The sequence below is a fragment of the Microbacterium sp. genome (assembly GCF_036823965.1).
In the GTDB taxonomy this organism is placed as follows: domain Bacteria; phylum Actinomycetota; class Actinomycetes; order Actinomycetales; family Microbacteriaceae; genus Microbacterium.
In genome coordinates, this window is sequence record NZ_DAITBE010000002.1 from 272048 (window position 1) to 293140 (window position 21093).

The 21093-nt window shown below is 64.5% G+C and carries 12 protein-coding genes and 1 tRNA gene; 9 read left to right on the forward strand and 4 right to left on the reverse strand.

Translation table 11 applies throughout. The features are described 5' to 3' along the window. The first annotated feature begins 13 nt into the window (after window positions 1-13). The 4 genes from V7Z82_RS05565 (at window position 14) to rpoC (ending at window position 10396) form a co-directional block, all read left to right on the forward strand. On the forward strand, window positions 14-964 hold the full coding sequence (locus tag V7Z82_RS05565; protein WP_334148859.1) for an ABC transporter permease: 951 nt from the start codon (window positions 14-16) through the stop codon (window positions 962-964). After that, window positions 961-2700 carry an ABC transporter ATP-binding protein gene (locus V7Z82_RS05570; RefSeq protein WP_334148863.1) on the forward strand — a complete coding sequence of 580 codons (1740 nt, stop codon included), beginning with the start codon at window positions 961-963 and terminating at the stop codon, window positions 2698-2700. The genes V7Z82_RS05565 and V7Z82_RS05570 overlap by 4 nt, the downstream gene beginning before the upstream one ends. A 232-nt stretch (window positions 2701-2932) precedes the next feature. Continuing rightward, window positions 2933-6436: a DNA-directed RNA polymerase subunit beta gene (gene rpoB, locus V7Z82_RS05575; RefSeq protein WP_334148865.1), complete on the forward strand. Its 3504-nt coding sequence runs from the start codon at window positions 2933-2935 to the stop codon at window positions 6434-6436. 84 nt (window positions 6437-6520) lie between these two features. After that, window positions 6521-10396 carry a DNA-directed RNA polymerase subunit beta' gene (gene rpoC / locus V7Z82_RS05580; RefSeq protein ID WP_334148867.1) on the forward strand — a complete coding sequence of 1292 codons (3876 nt, stop codon included), beginning with the start codon at window positions 6521-6523 and terminating at the stop codon, window positions 10394-10396. Between the two features lie 77 nt (window positions 10397-10473). Here the strand turns inward: rpoC and V7Z82_RS05585 are convergent, their stop codons facing one another. Further along, window positions 10474-11076 carry a hypothetical protein gene (locus tag V7Z82_RS05585; RefSeq protein WP_334148869.1) on the reverse strand — a complete coding sequence of 201 codons (603 nt, stop codon included), beginning with the start codon at window positions 11074-11076 and terminating at the stop codon, window positions 10474-10476. A gap of 86 nt (window positions 11077-11162) precedes the next feature. Between V7Z82_RS05585 and V7Z82_RS05590 the strand changes: the two genes are divergently transcribed. The 3 genes from V7Z82_RS05590 (at window position 11163) to V7Z82_RS05600 (ending at window position 14399) form a co-directional block, all read left to right on the forward strand. Further along, entirely contained in the window at window positions 11163-12092 is a 930-nt protein-coding gene (locus V7Z82_RS05590) for a PfkB family carbohydrate kinase (protein ID WP_334148871.1), read from the forward strand. A gap of 86 nt (window positions 12093-12178) precedes the next feature. Then, window positions 12179-12263: transfer RNA gene (locus V7Z82_RS05595), tRNA-Tyr, on the forward strand. Window positions 12264-12572: 309 nt separating this feature from the next. Then, complete coding sequence (locus V7Z82_RS05600; protein ID WP_334148873.1) at window positions 12573-14399, forward strand: ATP-binding protein; 1827 nt, start codon at window positions 12573-12575, stop codon at window positions 14397-14399. Window positions 14400-15115: 716 nt separating this feature from the next. Here the strand turns inward: V7Z82_RS05600 and V7Z82_RS05605 are convergent. Next, window positions 15116-15673, reverse strand: a complete 558-nt coding sequence (locus tag V7Z82_RS05605) for a hypothetical protein (RefSeq protein ID WP_334148875.1) — start codon at window positions 15671-15673, stop codon at window positions 15116-15118. Window positions 15674-15963: 290 nt separating this feature from the next. On the opposite strand from V7Z82_RS05605, the gene V7Z82_RS05610 reads away from it, so the two are divergent. Continuing rightward, on the forward strand, window positions 15964-17301 hold the full coding sequence (locus V7Z82_RS05610) for an O-antigen ligase family protein (RefSeq protein WP_334148877.1): 1338 nt from the start codon (window positions 15964-15966) through the stop codon (window positions 17299-17301). A 120-nt stretch (window positions 17302-17421) separates the two neighbouring features. Next, window positions 17422-18495 carry a DUF4236 domain-containing protein gene (locus V7Z82_RS05615; RefSeq protein ID WP_334148879.1) on the forward strand — a complete coding sequence of 358 codons (1074 nt, stop codon included), beginning with the start codon at window positions 17422-17424 and terminating at the stop codon, window positions 18493-18495. A gap of 882 nt (window positions 18496-19377) precedes the next feature. On the opposite strand, the gene V7Z82_RS05620 is transcribed toward V7Z82_RS05615, so the two are convergent. Beyond that, window positions 19378-19929, reverse strand: coding sequence for a LysM peptidoglycan-binding domain-containing protein (locus tag V7Z82_RS05620; protein ID WP_334148881.1), 552 nt, complete (start codon window positions 19927-19929; stop codon window positions 19378-19380). A gap of 436 nt (window positions 19930-20365) precedes the next feature. Further along, window positions 20366-20743 carry a hypothetical protein gene (locus V7Z82_RS05625; protein ID WP_334148883.1) on the reverse strand — a complete coding sequence of 126 codons (378 nt, stop codon included), beginning with the start codon at window positions 20741-20743 and terminating at the stop codon, window positions 20366-20368. Between the last annotated feature and the right edge of the window lie 350 nt (window positions 20744-21093).

Genomic DNA, 21093 nt, shown 5'->3' on the forward strand with positions numbered 1-21093 from the left:
AGGAGGTCGTGTCATGAGCGTTGCACTTCCACCCGCACAGGGCGGCGAGATCATCGACACCGTCGCCATCGCCCAGTCCGACCTGAAGGACGGGCCAGGCGGGTTCTGGCGCGATGTGTTCCGCAGGCTCCGGCGCAACCCGACCGCCTGGATCGGCGCCGCCATCGTGCTGCTCTTCATCCTGGTCGCGGCACTCGCACCGGTGCTCTCCCCGTATCCGGAGACCGCACTCCCCGGCGCGAAGTTCATCACCCCGACCCACATCCCCGGTCCAGGCGAGCTGGCGCAGTTCCCGCTCGGCCTCGACCGGTTCGGCGGCGACGTGCTGTCGAAGCTGATCTGGGGCGCGCAGGCGTCGCTCCTGGTCGGCGTGATCTCGACAGCGCTCGGTCTGGTCGGCGGCATGATCCTCGGGTTGCTCGCCGGCACCTTCGGCGGCTGGGTCGACACGCTCATCATGCGCATCGTCGACATCATCCTGTCGGTGCCGAACCTGCTGCTCGCGGTGTCGATCGCCGCGATCCTCGGTCAGACGCCGTTCGCGGTGATGATCGCGATCGGTGCATCGCAGGTGCCGATCTTCGCCAGACTGCTGCGGGCTTCCATGCTGCAGCAGCGTTCGAGCGACTACGTGCTGTCGGCGCAGACCCTCGGTCTCGGCCGCGGGCAGATCACCATGTCGCACGTGCTGCCGAACGCGATCGGACCGGTGATCGTGCAGGGCACCCTGACGCTCGCCACCGCCGTGATCGATGCGGCAGCGCTGTCGTTCCTCGGACTCGGCGGAGGCCGACCCGAGACGGCGGAGTGGGGGCGCATGCTCACGTATGCGCAGGCCGAGCTCGCGATCGCTCCATGGCTCGCGTTCCTCCCCGGCATCTGCATCGCCGTCACCGCGCTCGGCTTCACGCTGTTCGGTGAGGCGCTGCGCGAGGCCATGGACCCGAGGACGAGGGCACGATGAACGTCACGAAGGAGAACCAGATGTCCGGCGCACCGCTGCTGTCGGTCCAGGGCCTGGCGGTGGACTTCGCCACGATGGACGGCGTCGTGCACGCCGTCGAGGGCGTCGACCTCGAGATCGAGCCGGGTCAGACGGTCGCGATCGTCGGCGAGTCCGGCTCGGGCAAGTCGACGACCGCGATGGCGATCATCGGGCTGCTCGCCGGGGGAGGACGCATCGCCTCGGGCAGCATCCGCCTCGACGGCCGCGAGATCTCGCACGCTCCGGAGCACGAGCTGCGTGCGATCCGCGGGCGCGACATCGGTCTCGTTCCGCAGGACCCGATGTCGAATCTCAACCCGGTCGCGAAGATCGGCACGCAGGTCGCCGAGACGCTGCTCGCGCACGGGCTGGCCACCAGGCAGAACGTGCAGGAGAAGGTGGTCGAGGCGCTGACGGCGGCAGGTCTGCCCGATCCGGAGCGCCGTGCGAAGCAGTACCCGCACGAGTTCTCGGGCGGTATGCGCCAGCGCGCGCTCATCGCGATCGGACTCGCCTGCAAGCCGCGCCTGCTGATCGCCGATGAGCCGACGAGTGCGCTCGACGTCACGGTGCAGCAGACGATCCTCGACCAGATCGGGGCCATGACGCGCGAGCTCGGCACTGCGGTGCTGCTCATCACGCACGACCTGGGTCTTGCCGCCGAGCGTGCGGAGCGAGTGATCGTGATGCACCGCGGCAAGGTCGTGGAGCAGGGCGATGCGCGGCAGATCCTGGAGGATCCGCAGCACCCGTACACGCAGTCCCTGGTGAAGGCCGCGCCGTCGGTCGCCGTCGCGCGTCTGCAGCCGGCAGCATTCCAGACGAAGGATGCTTCGACAGGCTCAGCAACCCAGGCAACCGGCTCAGCACCCGAGGCGGCCGTGACCAGCGAGCGCACGCCGGTCCATGAGCAGACCGCAGCGCCGGTCGACGCCATCGTCGAGATCGAGAACCTCACCAAGGTGTACCCGGTGCGGGGTCAGAAGGAGGACTTCGTCGCGGTCAAGGACGTGTCCCTCGCGATTCCGCGCGGCGAGACGGTCGCCATCGTGGGGGAGTCGGGCTCGGGAAAGACCACGACGGCGCGCATGCTGCTGAAGGTGATCGAGCCCACCAGCGGCCTGATCCGTTTCGAGGGCAAGGACATCTCCTCGCTCAGCAGGGCGGACACCAAGGACTTCCGGCAGCGCGTGCAGCCGATCTTCCAGGATCCGTACTCGAGCCTGAACCCGATGTTCACGATCGAACGGCTGATCGCCGAGCCCCTCGACTTCTACAAGCGGGGGAGCGGTGCCGAGCGGCGCAAGCGCGTGCGGCAGCTGCTGGACGACGTGGCGCTGCCGCAGTCGATGCTGCGGCGGTATCCCTCCGAGCTCTCCGGCGGTCAGCGTCAGCGCGTCGCGATCGCCAGGGCGCTCGCCCTGTCGCCCGATCTGATCGTGTGCGACGAGCCGGTGTCGGCGCTCGACGTGCTGGTGCAGGACCAGATCCTGCGGCTGCTCGGCGATCTGCAGCGGGAGTACGGGCTGAGCTACCTGTTCATCTCGCATGACCTCGCGGTGGTGCGCCTGATCAGCGACTACGTGTGCGTCATGAAGGACGGCGCGCTCGTCGAGGCGGCCTCCTCCGAGGAGATCTTCACGAATCCGCGCGACCCGTACACACGTCGTCTGCTCGCGTCGATCCCGGGGAACGAGCTCAACATCGCTTCCTGACACGGCCGGGCCGAGGCAGCTCGGCCCGGTCCCCGGATGCTTTTACCGCAGCATCCGACATTGGTCAAGGACTGCGCTTGCCATGTCGCAGAATCACACGTATAGTTGGTAGTTGCGCTCGCTTCTCCCTGCCCTCATATGGTGGTCGGCATTCGTTGAGGTCTTCGAGCGCACACTCCACCTGACGACAAAGGAATCGAGAAGCCCTGCGGGGCTCACGGAGGTTATTCCCTTGGCTGCTGCTCGCAACGCATCCACATCCACCACCACGAAGAACGGACGCGGAGCTTCCCGCCTCTCGTTCGCCAAGATCTCCGACACGCTGACGGTCCCTGACCTTCTCGCACTGCAGACCGAGTCCTTCGGTTGGCTGGTCGGCAACGACGCCTGGAAGGCGCGCGTTGCCGAGGCCAAGAAGGCCGGCCGCACCGACGTGAACGAGAACAGCGGCCTCGGCGAGATCTTCGAGGAGATCTCTCCCATCGAGGACCTCGGCGAGACGATGCAGCTGTCGTTCACGAACCCGTACCTCGAGCCGGAGAAGTACTCGATCGAGGAGTGCAAGGAGCGCGGCAAGACCTACGCCGCTCCGCTGTACGTCGAGGCCGAGTTCATGAACCACCTCACGGGTGAGATCAAGACCCAGACGGTCTTCATGGGCGACTTCCCGCTGCAGACCGACAAGGGAACGTTCATCATCAACGGTTCCGAGCGCGTCGTCGTCTCGCAGCTGGTGCGTTCTCCCGGTGTCTACTTCGACAAGACCCCCGACAAGACGTCCGACAAGGACATCGTGTCGGCGCGCGTCATCCCGAGCCGTGGTGCATGGCTCGAGTTCGAGATCGACAAGCGCGACCAGGTCGGCGTGCGCGTCGACCGCAAGCGCAAGCAGTCGGTCACCGTGTTCCTCAAGGCGCTGGGCATGACCAGCGAGGAGATCCTCGCGGAGTTCGCCGGCTACACCTCGATCGAGGAGACGCTCGCGAAGGACACGATCGTCACGAAGGAAGATGCGCTCCGCGACATCTACCGCAAGCTGCGTCCGGGCGAGCAGGTCGCCGCCGAGGCAGCCCGCGCGCTGCTCGACAACTTCTACTTCAACCCGAAGCGCTACGACCTCGCGAAGGTCGGTCGCTACAAGATCAACCACAAGCTCGGTCTCGACCAGCCGTTGACCTCGTCGGTGCTGACCGTCGAGGACATCGTCGCGACGATCAAGTACCTGGTCCGTCTGCACGCGGGCACCGAGGAGACCTTCTCCGGCATCCGCTCGGGCAAGAAGGCCGAGATCCGTCTCGCGACCGACGACATCGACAACTTCGGCAACCGCCGTATCCGCGCTGTCGGCGAGCTCATCCAGAACCAGGTCCGCACGGGTCTGTCCCGCATGGAGCGCGTCGTCCGCGAGCGCATGACCACGCAGGACATCGAGGCCATCACGCCGCAGACCCTGATCAACGTGCGCCCCGTCGTCGCCGCGATCAAGGAGTTCTTCGGAACCTCGCAGCTGTCGCAGTTCATGGACCAGAACAACCCGCTCGCGGGTCTGACGAACAAGCGTCGTCTGTCCGCGCTCGGCCCCGGTGGTCTCTCGCGTGACCGTGCCGGCGTCGAGGTCCGTGACGTCCACCCCTCGCACTACGGCCGCATGTGCCCGATCGAGACGCCTGAAGGCCCGAACATCGGTCTGATCGGTGCGCTCGCGACCTTCGCGCGCATCAACTCGTTCGGCTTCATCGAGACCCCGTACCGCAAGGTCACCGACGGTGTCGTCACCGAGCACATCGACTACCTCACGGCTTCCGAAGAGGTCGACTTCAACATCGCGCAGGCCAACGCCCCGCTCGATGCCAAGGGTCGCTTCATCGAGAGCCACGTCCTGGCCCGCCCCAAGGGCGGCAGCGGCGAGGTCGACATGTTCCTGCCGGAGGACATCGGCTACATCGACGTCTCCCCGCGCCAGATGGTGTCGGTCGCGACCTCGCTCGTGCCGTTCCTCGAGCACGACGACGCACAGCGCGCCCTCATGGGTGCCAACATGCAGCGTCAGGCTGTGCCGCTGCTCCGCAGCGACTCGCCGCTCGTCGGAACCGGTATGGAGGGCTACACGGCCATCGACGCCGGTGACGTGCTCACCGCCGACAAGGCCGGTGTCGTCTCCGAGGTCTCCGCAGACCGCGTCGTCGTCATGCTCGACGAGGGCGGAACGCAGGAGTACCACCTGCGCAAGTTCGACCGCTCGAACCAGGGCACGTCGTACAACCAGAAGGTCGTCGTCAACGCCGGTGAGCGCGTCGAGGTCGGAGAGGTCATCGCCGATGGCCCCGCCACCGAGAACGGTGAGCTGGCACTCGGAAAGAACCTCCTCGTCGCGTTCATGACGTGGGAGGGCTACAACTTCGAGGACGCGATCATCCTGAGCCAGGACCTGGTGAAGGACGACACCCTCTCCTCGATCCACATCGAGGAGTACGAGGTCGACGCCCGCGACACGAAGCTCGGCAAGGAGGAGATCACCCGTGACCTCCCCAACGTCAGCCCCGAGCTGCTGAAGGACCTCGACGAGCGCGGCATCATCCGCATCGGCGCCGAGGTCCGCCCCGGCGACATCCTCGTCGGCAAGGTCACGCCGAAGGGCGAGACCGAGCTGTCGGCCGAGGAGCGTCTGCTCCGCGCGATCTTCAACGAGAAGAGCCGCGAGGTCCGCGACACGTCCCTGAAGGTGCCTCACGGCGAGCAGGGCACGATCATCGCGGTCAAGGAGTTCAACGCCGAGGACGGCGACGACGAGCTCGGCTCCGGTGTCAACCGCCGCGTCGTGGTCTACATCGCCCAGAAGCGAAAGATCACCGAGGGTGACAAGCTCGCCGGCCGTCACGGCAACAAGGGTGTCATCGCGAAGATCCTCCCGATCGAGGACATGCCGTTCCTTGCGGACGGAACCCCGGTCGACATCGTGCTCAACCCGCTCGGCATCCCCGGTCGAATGAACTTCGGCCAGGTCCTCGAGACCCACCTCGGGTGGATCGCGAAGCAGGGCTGGAAGGTCGAGGGCACCCCGGAGTGGGCAGCTCGTCTGCCGGAGCAGGCCTTCGAGGCGGCTCCCGGCACGAAGGTCGCCACCCCGGTGTTCGACGGTGCGAGCGAGGAGGAGATCGCAGGTCTCCTCGACGTGACCACCCCGACGCGTGACGGTGTCCGTCTCATCGACTCGACCGGAAAGACGCAGCTCTTCGACGGTCGTTCGGGTGAGCCGTTCCCGGCGCCGATCTCCGTGGGCTACATGTACATCCTGAAGCTCCACCACCTGGTCGACGACAAGATCCACGCACGCTCCACCGGTCCGTACTCGATGATCACCCAGCAGCCGCTCGGTGGTAAGGCGCAGTTCGGTGGCCAGCGCTTCGGTGAGATGGAGGTGTGGGCTCTCGAGGCCTACGGTGCCGCGTACGCGCTGCAGGAGCTCCTCACGATCAAGTCCGACGACATCCTCGGCCGCGTCAAGGTGTACGAGGCGATCGTCAAGGGCGAGAACATCCAGGAACCCGGCATCCCCGAGTCCTTCAAGGTGCTCATGAAGGAGATGCAGTCGCTCTGCCTGAACGTCGAGGTCCTCTCGGCAGACGGCACGCTGGTCAACCTGCGTGACACCGACGACGAGGCCTTCCGCGCTGCGGAAGAGCTCGGAATCAACATCTCCAGCCGCTTCGAGGCAGCCTCGATCGACGAGATCTAATCCGCAGGCAAGCTCAGGGACCCGCAGGGCGACTGAGCTTGCCGGCGACAGACTTCTCAAAAGAATTCCGACACAGGAGAATTAGTGCTCGAGTCAAACACTTTCGACGAGCTTCGCATCGGCCTGGCCACTGCGGACCACATCCGCGCGTGGTCGTACGGTGAGGTCAAGAAGCCCGAAACCATCAACTACCGCACGCTGAAGCCGGAGAAGGACGGTCTCTTCGGAGAGCAGATCTTCGGCCCGTCCCGCGACTGGGAGTGCGCCTGCGGCAAGTACAAGCGTGTCCGCTTCAAGGGCATCGTCTGCGAGCGCTGCGGCGTGGAGGTCACCAAGAGCTCCGTCCGTCGTGAGCGCATGGGTCACATCGAGCTCGCCGCTCCCGTCACCCACATCTGGTACTTCAAGGGCGTTCCCTCGCGTCTCGGCTACCTGCTCGACATGGCGCCGAAGGACCTCGAGAAGGTCATCTACTTCGCCGCCTACATGGTCATCTCGGTCGACGAGGATGCTCGTCACCGCGACCTGGGCACGCAGGAGAACAACATCCGTCTCGAGCTGAAGACGCTCGGCGACCGTCGTGACGCGAAGATCGCTGAGCGCCTGGCTCGTCTCGAGGAGGAGCTCGCTGCTCTCGAGGCCGAGGGTGCCAAGGCCGACGCCAAGAAGAAGGTCAAGGACGCCGCCGAGAAGGAGATGACTCTCACCCGCAAGGGTGCCGACGAGGCCATCGCCAAGCTCGAGCGCGTGTGGGAGGACTTCCGCACGCTCGAGGTGGGCGCACTCCGCCCCGAGGACGACGTCTTCCACGAGCTGCAGGACCGTTTCGGTCAGTACTTCGAGGCCTACATGGGCGCCGAGTCGATCCAGCGTCGCCTCGCTGCGTTCGACCTCGCCGGCGAAGCCGAGAACCTGCGTCTGCAGATCTCCGAGGGCAAGGGTCAGCGCAAGATCCGCGCGATCAAGCGCCTGAAGGTCGTCAGCTCGTTCCTGGAGACCGGCATGAGCCCGGCCGCCATGGTCCTCGACGTCGTCCCGGTGATCCCGCCGGAGCTGCGCCCGATGGTGCAGCTCGACGGTGGCCGCTTCGCGACCTCCGACCTGAACGACCTCTACCGTCGTGTGATCAACCGCAACAACCGTCTTCGTCGTCTGATCGACCTCGGTGCCCCCGAGATCATCGTCAACAACGAGAAGCGCATGCTGCAGGAGGCCGTCGACGCACTGTTCGACAACGGTCGCCGTGGTCGTCCCGTCACCGGTACCGGCAACCGCGCCCTGAAGTCCCTCAGCGACATGCTGAAGGGAAAGCAGGGTCGTTTCCGCCAGAACCTGCTCGGCAAGCGAGTCGACTACTCCGGCCGTTCGGTCATCATCGTCGGCCCGCAGCTGAAGCTGCACCAGTGCGGTCTGCCCAAGCAGATGGCGCTGGAGCTCTTCAAGCCGTTCGTGATCAAGCGTCTGATCGACCTCGGTCACTCGCAGAACATCAAGGCCGCGAAGCGCGCCGTCGAGCGCACCCGTCCCGAGGTCTGGGACGTGCTCGAGGAGATCATCCGCGAGCGCCCCGTGCTGCTGAACCGTGCACCCACCCTGCACCGTCTCGGCATCCAGGCGTTTGAGCCCCAGCTCGTCGAGGGCAAGGCCATCCAGCTGCACCCGCTCGTCTGCGCGGCGTTCAACGCCGACTTCGACGGTGACCAGATGGCTGTGCACCTGCCGCTCTCGGTCGAGGCTCAGGCCGAGGCCCGCGTGCTGATGCTCGCGTCGAACAACATCCTGAAGCCGTCCGACGGCCGTCCGGTCACCCTGCCTTCGCAGGACATGATCATCGGTCTGCACCACCTGACCACGGTCAAGGCCGGTGCCGCCGGTGAAGGACGCGCGTTCGGCTCCGTGGGCGAGGCGATCCTGGCCAAGGACGAGGGAACCCTCGACCTGCAGGCGAAGATCCGCATCCGCATCCCCGGCCTGACGTTCCTCGAGGGCGAAGCGCCCGAGAACTACGACCGCCACGGTCTCGTCGACGCCTCGCTGGGTCAGGCGATCTTCAACGACACGCTGCCGAAGGGCTACCCCTTCGTCCGCGAACAGGCTGACAAGAACAAGCTGTCGCAGATCGTCAACAAGCTGGCCGAGGAGTACCCCAAGGTCGAGACGGCTGCATCGCTGGACCGCATCAAGGACGCCGGCTTCTACTGGGCGACTCGCTCCGGTGTGACCGTCGCCCTGAGCGACATCCTCACGCCGCCGAACAAGGCCGAGATCGTCGCGGGCTACGAGAAGCAGGCCGCGAAGGTCCAGTCGCAGTACGAGAAGGGTCTGACCACCGACACCGAGCGTCGCCAGGAGCTCATCAAGATCTGGACCGAGGCGACCGACGAGGTGCAGGCGGCCATGAAGGCCAACTTCCCCGAGGACAACACCATCAACCGCATGGTGTCGTCGGGTGCTCGTGGTAACTGGCTGCAGATCCGGAACATCGCCGGTATGCGTGGTCTGGTGAACAACCCCAAGGGTGAGATCATCCCGCGTCCGATCATCTCCTCGTACCGCGAGGGTCTGTCGGTTGCGGAGTACTTCATTGCGACGCACGGTACCCGTAAGGGTCTGGCCGACACCGCTCTGCGTACCGCCGACTCGGGTTACCTGACCCGTCGTCTGGTGGATGTCTCGCAGGACGTCATCATCCGCGAAGAGGACTGCGGCACGTCGAAGGGCCTCGAGCTCCCGATCGCCTCGCCGAACTCGCAGGGTGAGCTCGTCCGCGACGCGAACGTCGAGAACTCGGTGTTCGCTCGCACGCTGGCCTCCGCTGTCATCGACAGCAAGGGTGAGGTCCTCGCCGAAGCCGGTGAGGACGTCGGCGACGTGCTCATCGACAAGCTCGTGGGTCTTGGCGTCGAGACGATCAAGGTTCGCTCGGTCCTGACCTGCGACTCCGCCGTCGGTGTCTGCGCGCAGTGCTACGGACGTTCGCTCGCGACCGGCAAGACGGTCGACATCGGCGAGGCCGTCGGCATCATCGCGGCCCAGTCGATCGGTGAGCCCGGTACCCAGCTGACGATGCGTACCTTCCACACCGGTGGTTCGGCATCTGCTGATGACATCACGCAGGGTCTGCCCCGTGTGCAGGAGCTGTTCGAGGCCCGTACCCCCAAGGGTGCGTCCCCGATCGCCGAGGCAGACGGTCGCATCACGATCGACGAGACCGACAAGGGCAAGAAGGTCATCCTGACGCCCGACAGCGGCGACGAGCCGGTCGTCTACCCGGTGCTGAAGCGTGCGACGCTTCTCGTCGAGGACGGCCAGCACGTCACGGTCGGTCAGCCGATCCTGGTGGGAACGCTGGACCCCAAGGAGATCATGCGCGTCATGGGTGCCCGCGAGGTGCAGCGCTACCTCGTCGGCGGCGTCCAGGGCGTGTACCGCTCGCAGGGTGTGCCGATCCACGACAAGCACATCGAGGTCATCGTCCGTCAGATGCTCCGCAAGGTCACCGTCGTCGATCACGCCGACACGACCCTGCTCCCGGGTGAGATGGTCGACCTCAAGCGCTACCAGACGATCAACCGCGAGGCCGTGGCAGAGGGCAAGCGCCCCGCGTCCGGTCGCCCGGAGCTGATGGGTATCACGAAGGCGTCGCTCGCGACGGAGTCGTGGCTGTCCGCTGCTTCCTTCCAGGAGACGACCCGCGTGCTCACGCAGGCCGCCATGGAGGGCAAGCGCGACCCGCTGGTCGGTCTCAAGGAGAACGTCATCATCGGAAAGCTCATCCCCGCCGGAACCGGTCTCTCGAAGTACCGCGACGTCACGGTCGAGGCCACCGAGGAAGCCAAGAGCGAGCGCTACCCGAACCGGATCTTCGCATCCGACGGTGCGTACGCCGACGGCGACTTCGGCTACGTCGACTTCGACGCGTTCTCGACGGACGACATCACCCCCGGTACCTACAACTGAGGTGTGACTGAATGAAGAAGGCCCCGGGGTTCTCTCCGGGGCCTTCTTCGCGTCTGCGGCTGCTCTCGACGCCGGGATCAGCCGAACAGCGCGGCCACGATGGCCGAGGTGTACCCCGCTGGGGCGAGATTCGAGTACTGGGTGTCGATGAGGACATCGTCGCGCCAGAACAGCGTGCGCCCGTCGGTCACCGGGTACTGCGTGTTCGGCCAGGTCTTCTCGCAGCGGGTGCCGCCGTCGGGGGTGAAGCAGGAGAAACCTTCGTCATTCGCCAGCGCGTTGAGCATGTCGAGAGCCGGCCCACGATTCATTTTCGAGACGGTCGTGATGAGCCTGGTGGTGTCTGCGCCCGGATCCCCCCAGATGCAGGTGAGCGTGCCGTTCGCGCCCACGCCGGAGGGCCCGAAGGCGGCGTCGTTGAGCGGTGTGTCGCCGAGTTCGGCGAGCACCGGCTCGGACAGGATCGCGCGGCAGTCGGTCGGCAGCGCGATGGCCTTCGTCGTGGCCGTCGGGGTCGGTGAGGGGCTGCCGCTGGCGTCGGGTGACGGGGTCCCGGATGAGGATGCAGATGCCGACGGGGTGGTGGTCGAGTCAGCTCCATCACCGGACACGGGGCCGCACGCGGTCAGGGCGACGGCGAGCACGAGGAGGGCGGCAGCAGTGACGGGTCGCGCGTTCATGGCCAACACCGTACTGCGCCCTGTGCATCGAGCGCGAGCGGATCGCCGATCGTCATCGGACGGTGCCGGCGCGATACTCTCAGCGAGTGAACATTGAGACTTCCTCCTCAGGAACCGTGGTCGTCATCGGAGACGCCCTGATCGACGAGATCCGCGATGATGCCGGCGTGCGCGAGCTCGTGGGCGGCGCTGCGCTGAATGTCGCGGTCGGCCTCCGCCGACTCGGCGTCGAGACCACGCTGATCGCGATGGTGGGCGACGACGAACCAGGAGCGCACATCCGCGAGTACCTCGCCGATCATGGCGTGCGGCTGATCGCCAGCGCTGCGCCGCACGGTTCGTCGCGCGCGATCGTCGAGCGTGCGGCGAACGGTGAGCCGCAGTACGTCTTCAACGAAGCCGCGCAGCGGCGCAGCATCCGCTATTCCGGTGACGCACGGCAGGCGATCGCGGATGCCGGGCTCGTCGCGATCAGCTGTTTCCCCTTCGACGTGCCGGAGGAGGTCGATGCGCTGGTCGATGCGCTGGGCGATGCCCGTGTCGCCGTCGATCCGAACCCGCGCACTGGGATGCTGAGCGATCGCGACGAGTTCGTCCGCGGCTTCGAGCGCCTGGCAGCGGATGCCGAGATCGTGAAGGTCGGGGCGGATGACGCGACGATCCTCTACGGCGGTGATCTCGATGCGCTCCGGACTCGTCTGCGTGATCTGGGGGTCGGCGCCGTCCTGGCGACCGCCGGCGCGGACGGTGCCACCATCGATGTTGAGGCCGGCGTCGCATCGGCACCGATCTCGGTACTCCCCGGGCCGATCGCAGACACGGTCGGTGCGGGCGATGCCACCCTCGCCGCGGTCTCGGCCGGGCTCGTACAGGGCTCGCCGACTGCGCTGGGGGAGTGGCGTGCGCTGCTCGAACGAGCCATGGACATCGCGGCGGCGACCTGCCGTGCCGAGGGCGGACTCCTGCGCACTCCTGAGTCGCTGGCGGACGCCGGTCGTGGTGTGCACGGGAGCTGACAGCTCGATTTCTTGACCCTGCCTCCGACCCGTATACTTATTCTTCGTGCCCCCGGTTGGCTGTTCAAGTCGGACGGGTGCGCTCTGGCGAGTTACCCAAGCGGCCAAAGGGATCTGACTGTAAATCAGACTGCATCGCATTCGGGGGTTCGAATCCCTCACTCGCCACCACGGGATGTTCTCGGTTCTAGAGCTCGTATGTTCTCGGATCTAAAGTCCACGCGAAGGGCCACCGACATTCTCGGCGGCCCTTTCGTGTGCCGGGCGTCCGTGGCTGATGCCGGTTCTGTTCGCGAACTTTTCCACGCAGCCGACAGCAATCCCAGGTTCCTTCTCAGATGCGTCGGTCCCGCGCCCGAGCCTTCGGCAACGCGGCGGAGGCAGGGCCTTCGAGTTACGCGGCGCAGAGTTTTGCGATAGTTTTGCACTACCCTTCACTGTGAAGGGTTTGTTAAAACTCGCGCAAAACTGGAGAACGTCGTGAATGCTGAGACGGTGGAGCAGGTTCTAGGGAAAGTCCTCAACGAAGGTCTCACCCCGAACGAGCTCGAATCGCTCGACGTCGAGTTCAAGACGGACGGCCGTTCCGGGCACGACGATCTCGCGAACATCGCCCATGCCGCCACGTGCTTCGCCAACGCGAACGGCGGCAACGTCATCATTGGTGTCAACGACAAGGCTTCGGGTGCCGCAGCTTTCGTCGGAACCCGCTTGGACCCGGAACAGGTTCGGCACAGAATCTACGAGATCACTCGGCCTCCGCTGCTTGTCGAGGTTGAGGCGGTCTCTGGATACCCGGCGGCTGTGCTGGTGATCAATGTCCCGGTGAGTACTCAAGTTCACAGCGCCAATGGGAAGATTCCCACCGAACGAATCGCTGACAAGTGTGAACCAATGGACAGCGCCCGTATCGCTGTGGTTACGGCGCATAAGACTGGGCGGGACTGGAGTGCTCAGTCCAGCACAGTGAGCGCCTCGGACGTGGATCCTGTGGCAATGCAGGTTGCGCGCGGCATGCTGACGCGCGCTCGGAACGCTGGGTCGCAACGGCTTGCTGACGCCTCGGACATTGACATTCTTCGAGCGACCGGGGTCGTTCTCGACGACCAGTCGCTCACCAACGCCGGGGCGCTGCTCTTCACCCGTGCGTACGCGGACCGAACGCTGATTGCCTATGTTCACCGTCGAACACCGACCGGTCAGCTGACGGCGAACGAGCAACTGCCGGGTCCGTTGGTGCCTGCAATTCAACGGACGTTCGATCTCATCGAGGCGCGCCTAGAGACGACGCCTGTCTCCATCGGGAAGGGCCAGCAGCTCCACATCGCAGATCTTCCCGAGCTCGCCGTCCGCGAGGCTGTGGTCAATGGACTGATGCATCGTGATTACTTCAACGCGGACCGGACTTCCGTCGAGCACACGGTGACGCAGCTCAGAGTGACGTCGCCCGGAGGATTTCTGCCCGGCATCCGGGTGGACAATGTGTTGACCACGTCCTCGAGAACCCGAAACAGTAATCTCGCCGGCGCGATGCGTATGCTCGGTCTGGCCGAAACCGCTGGCACGGGCGTGGACCGTATGTATGCCGAGATGGCGAGGATTGGTCACGAGCCTCCCCGGTATGAGGCTGACAACAATAAGGTAGAGGTCAGTCTTCTCGGCGGAGCGCCGAATACGGCGCTTGCTCGCTATGTTGCGACGTTGCCTGCGGAGGAGGCGGACGACGCGGACACCATGGTCATCTTGCTCACTCTGCTAACCAAAAGAACTGTGAGCGCTGACGAACTCGTAGCTGTCCTGCAGAAGCCGTCTGTGGACGAAGCGCAGTCAGTGCTGGGGAGGCTGGCGAGTGACGCGTTGAAACTTCTTGAACCCACTCGAGAGACCGCCCGGCGCGCGAACCCCAAGTATCGCCTGCGCGAGGAGGCGCTTGCCGCTCTCGGATCAGCCGTCACGTACAGGCGGCGGACTACAGACCAATTGGATCGCAAGATCATCGAGATGGTCATTGAGACCGGGAGTATCAACGCGCGAATGGTCCGGTTGATGCTCGATCTGGACGGGGTGAACGCCTCACGCTTGCTGGCTGACTTGGTCGACCGTGACATTCTTATGAAGACGTCGGAGGCAAAGCGAGGGCCTTCCGTTGCCTATGGCAAGGGGCGCGCTTTCCCATCGAAGCCCACGCGAGCGTCGGTGAAGCGCGCACCCCGTCAGGAGTCGCCTTCGAGAGTCCTCGATGAGCAGGATGAACCAGTGCTTGATGAGCCGCTGTTCACCGACGACCTCTTCCGCGAAAGCAGGTGAGCGCCCGGCCGGGAAGCTCGGGCGGACTCCCGGCGTCAACTCCAGCGCTGGAGCTGCTACTTCTACCCGCTGATCTACGTGTGTCGCCACACCCACATCGGATGAATAGTCGCCTTCGCTGCGACCAGCACGCCCTCCGCAGGGACCGCCGCCCACATGCCGTCCTCTTCGCTCCCGTACATGTCAGCGTCGATGAAATCGAGGCGCAGCACGATGCGCGAGTGCCGGCTGAGATCCCGCTCATCTCCACCCTCCTCAAGGAGCTTCGATGCCTGGCTCCGCGAGTACCTCGTCGGTGCCCTCGAGATCACCGAGGCAAACATCTCCGCAGATGGCTCAGGGAGTGACTCCGACACGGGGGAGGACCCGGTGGCTCGCGACGAGGTTGCCATCGCGGTTGTGGACTATATCTGCAGCCTCCGCGACGCGCAGGCCGCGATTCTCACGAGCCAGCTGCATCAGTCGCCTGACCCGGCACAGATGCATGCCACCTGGCTGAACGGCTAGCGTCGGCGCCCCTTATCGGACCGCGACGCGCCGTCCGATTCTTCTCGATGAGAAGGGTGCCCCCGTACGGCCGACGCGGGCACTTTTCGTCGTCCCGCGTTATGAGTACACCGGCGACAACCTTGATCCGTTCTTCGCCGCCCCTTTCAACCCGTCGAGGGTTCGGCCCACGCGTCCGCGTGGACCGAACGGTTCAGAAGCAGCTGAGCTCAGAGATTGCCGCGGTCGACTGACGTCAGGGTCCGAGGCTTCGTGTACGACACCGAGGAGCTGTGCATCAGCAGCGACGTCCAGCCGTCACTGAACTTGATGTCGAAGTACTTGTTGTAGTCCCCAGACGACGCGTAGACAACGCCTGGGACGTTTACTGACTTCTTTCCTGTCCCGGAGAAGCAATGCTTCGGAGATGTGCCGCCAGCGTTCGTCATCACGTAGGATGCCCCCGACGCGCAACTTGATCCGATGGCCATCGGGGCGATCCCGCGCGCGCTGGCCCGCCGAACATAGGTAGCCGCCAAGATCTCACCAGTGTCGGAGTCTACGAGCAAGTTCACCGGCTCGCCTGATTCGACAATCTGGTCGGTCTCCGTGCTCGTCTGTGAGGCTGCGATCTCGGCAAGGCGCTCAGGTGTCTGGCGGATGTATCCTCCTTCGTCCACCCATGTTCCTTCAGGAGCCTGTGCGGTGTCGGTCGCGTGTGCGGGCGCAACAATCCCGAGGCTGAGGACAAGTCCGAGTGCCGCGGCGACAACGAGAGATTTCTTCATTCGTACTTCACTTCCGGTCGTAATGCGGATTGTTCCGCCCTTCGACGATATGCACGTGCCCGGTGCGTAGCCGAACCCGCAGGGATTATGGTCTCAATCCTTGGATTCTGCTCCCTTGCGAAGAATGTCCAAGAATCTGTAGTTGCTCGCGGCGCCTCAGGTGATAGATTTTCCGGTCCGCGCTCTTCTCGGCTCAGTCGAGAACGGTTACTACACGATTGGTTCTCATGAACTCCCGGTCCGATACGCGCTTCGCTCGATGGAGTTTGCGAGACCTTCCGAGCACCGTGATGGAATGGCATGCCACCGTCGTCGTCTTCTCGGCTTTCGCTTACTCGTTCTGGTTCAACCTGATCGGAGCTGAGGGCGCAGGCGCTCTTCTCATAGCTCTCACCCTCGTCACGCTGACAGTGTGGATCCCTCCACGATTTCGGCGCAGGGGCGGTCTCCTGACTGCGGGCACCGCGCCGTGGGCCGTGTTCGCGTACGCAGGCTTGGCTCTTCTATCCGCCTTTTGGTCGCATTGGCCGGGTGTCAGCGCGTTGACGCTGCTCCTCTTCGCCTCAGCGACCGTTCACGGGCTCTTCTTAGTCGACCGGTTCGAGGGACGTGAACTCATCGCGATAGCGGGCAGGGCGCTAAGGGCGGTGGTCATCCTCTCTCTGGTGATGGAGCTGTGGGTCGCTGTTGTCCGGCGCGCGCCGCTAATGCCGAACTTTGCCGATGCCCCATCCGACCCGGACCCGCATTGGTACTGGGTTCGTGGCAACCTATTGGACGGGTTCCTTTCCGGAGGTCGCGCACAAGGAGCTGTCGGGAACGCGAACTTGCTGGGTGTGCTCTGCCTTTTGACCGCTCTCGTATGCATCGTGCAGTTGCTGGCAGGGCAGGGCTCGAGGCTCTACTTGGCCGCGGTGGCGACTGTGAGCGTGTGGCTGATCATCCGTACCGGCTCCGCGACAGTCTTGGTCGCATTGGTAGTGGTTGTGGCGACGGCCGCGTTCGTCATCGCCTTCCGCAGCATCCGCTCCCGACGTGGTCGAGCACTGATGTCTGCTGGCCTCGGCGCCGTCGCGGCACTCAGCGTCGCCTTGGTCATCCTTTTTCGTGAGCCGTTGACACACCTCCTCGGTAGACAGGGCACGTTCACCGGGCGCGTGAACATCTGGGAGGCTGTGTTGGAGCGCGCCGGGCAGTCGCCGGTCATCGGTCACGGCTTCGCCACTCCATGGCTTCCGTGGGATCCAGCTTTTGACGGCTGGATCGTCGACCATTCCATCGTTGTGTTTCAGGCGCACAACATGTGGCTGGACGTCTACCTGCAGCTTGGGGCGTTTGGCGTCTTCTGCCTCACCGCCGTCGCTCTCCAGGCTCTTCTGAAGAGCTGGAAGCTCGCCGTAGCCGTCCGATCTCCGGTGGCGCTGTTTCCTCTGATGGTCGTGGTGGTGCTCCTCATTCAAGGCATGACGGAGTCCACGCCGCTCATGCTGTGGGGGTGGTTGGCTTTCACTACCTGCGCAACGACAATCGGGTCGCCCCGTGGACCGTACGCGCGAGTCATAGCCAAAGAAGAAACGTTCACCTATTCAGCGGACGCGGGGCGAGTCCCCTCACCGTCGACGCGCTGAAGGAGACGAGTAAGAGCACGTCGGGCACGGCCGCTCTGGCACCCCCGGGGATCCGGCACTGGCGGCAGGTTCCGGCAGACTAAACACACCACCACCATGGTGACGAGAAAGGGGAGCGGCGTGGGCTTCTACGTGCGCAAGAGCGTCAAGGCCGGGCCATTCCGGTTCAACCTCAGCAGGTCCGGTGTTGGCGTCAGCGTCGGAGCACCTGGATTCCGGGTCGGGACCGGGCCGCGAGGCAACTACGTCCACATGGGACGTGGCGGCGTCTACTACCGCACATCGCTTGGCACCCCCACCGGCGTCTCCACGGGCGGCGTGCGCGCCGGAACCAACCCCGCCTTGAGCTGGACGCCGTTCGACCCGGGTGCTGTGATCCTTGACGACGTCACCGGCGCCACCACCATGGACATGCGGCCGACCGGCGGGGGAGAGATCGTTGAGCAGCTGAACGCGGCTGCCCGCCACACACGACTCGCCTGGTGGGTGACAGCCATCGCGGTCGTTGCCGGTGCAGCCACCCTGCCGTTCGGCCTCATCATCTGGCTGCTCGCGATCCCGCTGTGCTGGTGGCTGTTCCTCCGCGACGCCGCAAGAACAAAGGCGGTCGTCTTCTACGACGTCAACGATGACGCCGCCCAATGGTTCGAGGACCTCGTCACCAACTGGGGATGGCTCACCAACGCCACGAAACTCTGGCGCACAGTCGCATCAGGACAGGTGCAGACGCTCCATCAGCACAAACGGAACGCCGGCGCTAGCAACATCATCACGCGCGTTGATGCAACCGCGACCGCCCAGGGCCCGAAACATCTCGCCACCAACGTTGCCGTCCCCACCATCGGGGCGGGGAAGACAAGCCTGCACTTTCTGCCCGACCGGATCCTCATGCGGGAAGGAAAGTCCTACACCGATGTCGCGTACTCGCACCTGCGCGTTCACGCCCGGAAGCAACGGTTCATCGAATCGCCCGGGGCGACGCCCAGCGATGCAGTGCAGGTTGACCACACATGGCAGTACGTGAACAAGAAGGGCGGACCGGACCGTCGCTTCTCCAGCAACCCGATCCTGCCCATCATGCTGTACAGCAACCTTGAACTCACCAGTGCACACGGGCTCGACTGGCGTATCCAGGCGTCGCAGCAGGACGCGGCGGTCGTCGTCGGCGGAGTGCTCGAACGCCTCGCCCGGTAGCCGTCCGTATGCTTCGACGGGGCGGGGTCGGCTGGTAACTGAGCTGTGCCCCACGACGGTCGACGAGACAGCGGCTCACGAAGACGCGGGCGATGCGTTCGGTTTCTCCGCGCGGGGACGGGCGAACAGGCAGTGACGCGATCCTCAATCTGATCTGCGCGAGCCGGTCGCGGATCACGCACTCTGGGCTCTCGCTAAGTCCGCCTGCCCCCCCACTCAGGCATGGGCGCGTTAAAACCAGCTCGAGCAAGAGTTTCAAGCGCTGTCTCGAGCCGCCAGGGGAATAACGCCCTCGCGCCAGAGGATTCGGCCGCGTACATGGTGCGTATGACCCCTGAAGCCTCAAGGCATCGCGCAGAACCGAGAACACCCCACCACGGGGTGTTCTCGTATCTAGGAACACCATGTTCTCGTATCTCAATCGAGACGAGCCGTCAGGAAACTGGCGGCTTTTCTCGTCTCCGGACGGAAGTAGGGCGCCGTCAGTTCGCGCTCCTGGTCGAGCGCCGGGGATCTGGGGTGATCGGCAGTGCGGTCTTCGGTCGCGAATCACCGCCATGCTTCGGGACAGCCGTTCTACCTCCGCACCGCGAGGCCGCGCTGGCTACTCGGCGGCATGTTCCGACGAACCGCGAGTAGCGCGGTTGCTGCTCGCGATCCGAAACGTGCGGTCGCCCTTCTCGGCTACTGAGTACGAGCAGGATCCTGGTGATGACCCCCGGAAGCAGGCGTCGAGTACCTGTCGGCGTCGATGGCACAAACAGTGCTGATTTCTCGCAGGGGTTCACGTTGCGGTTGGTCGACGCCGGCCGCGCATCGGTCAGCCGCCCTATGCGTCCACGCAAGGACGCGATGCTGACGAACGTCGAGGTTCGGAGGCCACTAGCTCGGTCCGTCAGAATCGGGAACGGGCCATTCGTCATTCGGGTTCGGAATCACGTTGAGAATGTCCCCTGGCTGGATGGCGTCTCCCGCGACGTAGTGATTGAGGTCGGAGAGCGCGGTCCCGTTGACGATGCACAGGCGCTCCCCAATCGCAGCTTCTGTGTCGCCGGGCGCGACCACGTAGGTGGCGATCCGTCCCTGGTCGTCGACGCCGACTGTCCCTGTCGCGAACTCACGGGCCCCCATATCTACGAGCTCGGCGCCAAGCATCTCCGCGTGCATTGGTCCGTCGTCGTCACTGCCGATGTAGATCCAGGAGGGTGCGGCGCAATCGCCTGGGCCATCATCGGGGATGCGGGTCCCATGGCCAAGATTTACGTACCCGTCTGAAAAGTCAGGGGACCCAGTCGTGCTAGCTGGGCTCGGGAAAAGCGTGGGGTCGCTGCTCGCCAACGTGGATGTCTCTATGAGAGCGGGGGTTACAAGGGCTCCAATGCCGACGAGCGCAAGAGCGGCGACGCCAATGGCTATCTTCATCCCGGTCTTCATGGCAATCAGCATCGCAGAGCACGCACGAGGACACCATACGCGGGCGCGTCGTTGGAAATGCTTTTCCACGTAGCTTTGGGGATGGCTTGGAGCGTTTCCGTCTCAATTTCTGTACTTTGTCGGTTGCGATTCCTTTAGTTGCGGGTCGGAATGCGAAAGCAGGTCAAGCGTTCGACCTCGAACTAGATCAGGGGCTGCCTTCACTAGTGGGGGTGTGAGCACAGAAATTGAGCCAGATTTGGAGCGGCTACGTGTTCGACTTCCTGGTCGGTTCAGTGGCTGCGATAGCGAAGCGGAGGTGCGAAACCTCGTCGCGGAAGCAGCGTCCGGAGACCGTATCGCCCATCGCGCTGGACGTCGGGTGCACGCGAGCCCCACTCATCGTTCGGCGACGAATCAGCGAAGCTGCTGACGAGGTGACTCGCGCACTCAAAGCTCAGGCGATGACGGGCAACAGCGCGTAGGTGGCCACGAAGTAGAGGGCCAATCCCAAGAGTCCGGTGGCGCACATCGTAAGGGCGCTGATGCCGAGGCCGGTGCCTGCCCTCCGTCGCATCGCGACAACTCCCAGGATCAAACCAATGAGATGCACTGCAACAATGGCAACCCAGATGGCGAGAGGCGCCGCGTAGACGTTGGCCAGATCTCCTCCGCTCACGTTTGCGCGGATGATCCAGGGCGTGACGCTGAGGGCTGCCCACAGCGATAGCCAGGCGGTTAGGCCAAACGCCATGGCCAGGGCTCCGATTCGTCGGGACGCAGGCCCAAGCGCTTTCGCGTTCAAGGATGCGGGGCTCTGCTGCACGTCGGTCATGCCGACAGAGTACACACGCGCTTTCACCATTGCCACCATCGGACCTACCCCCTGCGTTCGTTCATCGTGGCGCCGTGTCCGCCAAACGGCCTACTTGACCTGTTGGTCCAATGTCATATGGTTTGGCGAAACATTGCAATGTTCGTCAACGCGAAAGGGGCCTGTATGTTCAGTGCCACGGCAAAGAGAGATAGATCACAGAGGGGGGTCATGAACCGCACCGCATTCGCAGCAATATTTCTGAGCTTTGCTCTGGCCGCGAGTGCCGTGTCGGGAACGGCGTATGCAGGTGTCGATAAGGGCACCGGGGGAAGCGGGTACACGGTATTTCCGTCATCATCGCCGTATAT

What these genes read in the sequence shown, in the direction of transcription:
- V7Z82_RS05565 (WP_334148859.1), top strand. Translation starts at nt 14, where the DNA reads ATGAGCGTTGCACTTCCACCCGCACAGGGCGGCGAGATCATCGACACC.
- V7Z82_RS05570 (WP_334148863.1), top strand. Translation starts at nt 961, where the DNA reads ATGAACGTCACGAAGGAGAACCAGATGTCCGGCGCACCGCTGCTGTCG.
- V7Z82_RS05585 (WP_334148869.1), bottom strand. Translation starts at nt 11,076, where the DNA reads ATGAACGCGCGACCCGTCACTGCTGCCGCCCTCCTCGTGCTCGCCGTC.
- V7Z82_RS05605 (WP_334148875.1), bottom strand. Translation starts at nt 15,673, where the DNA reads ATGAAGAAATCTCTCGTTGTCGCCGCGGCACTCGGACTTGTCCTCAGC.
- V7Z82_RS05610 (WP_334148877.1), top strand. Translation starts at nt 15,964, where the DNA reads ATGGAATGGCATGCCACCGTCGTCGTCTTCTCGGCTTTCGCTTACTCG.
- V7Z82_RS05620 (WP_334148881.1), bottom strand. Translation starts at nt 19,929, where the DNA reads ATGAAGACCGGGATGAAGATAGCCATTGGCGTCGCCGCTCTTGCGCTC.
- V7Z82_RS05625 (WP_334148883.1), bottom strand. Translation starts at nt 20,743, where the DNA reads ATGACCGACGTGCAGCAGAGCCCCGCATCCTTGAACGCGAAAGCGCTT.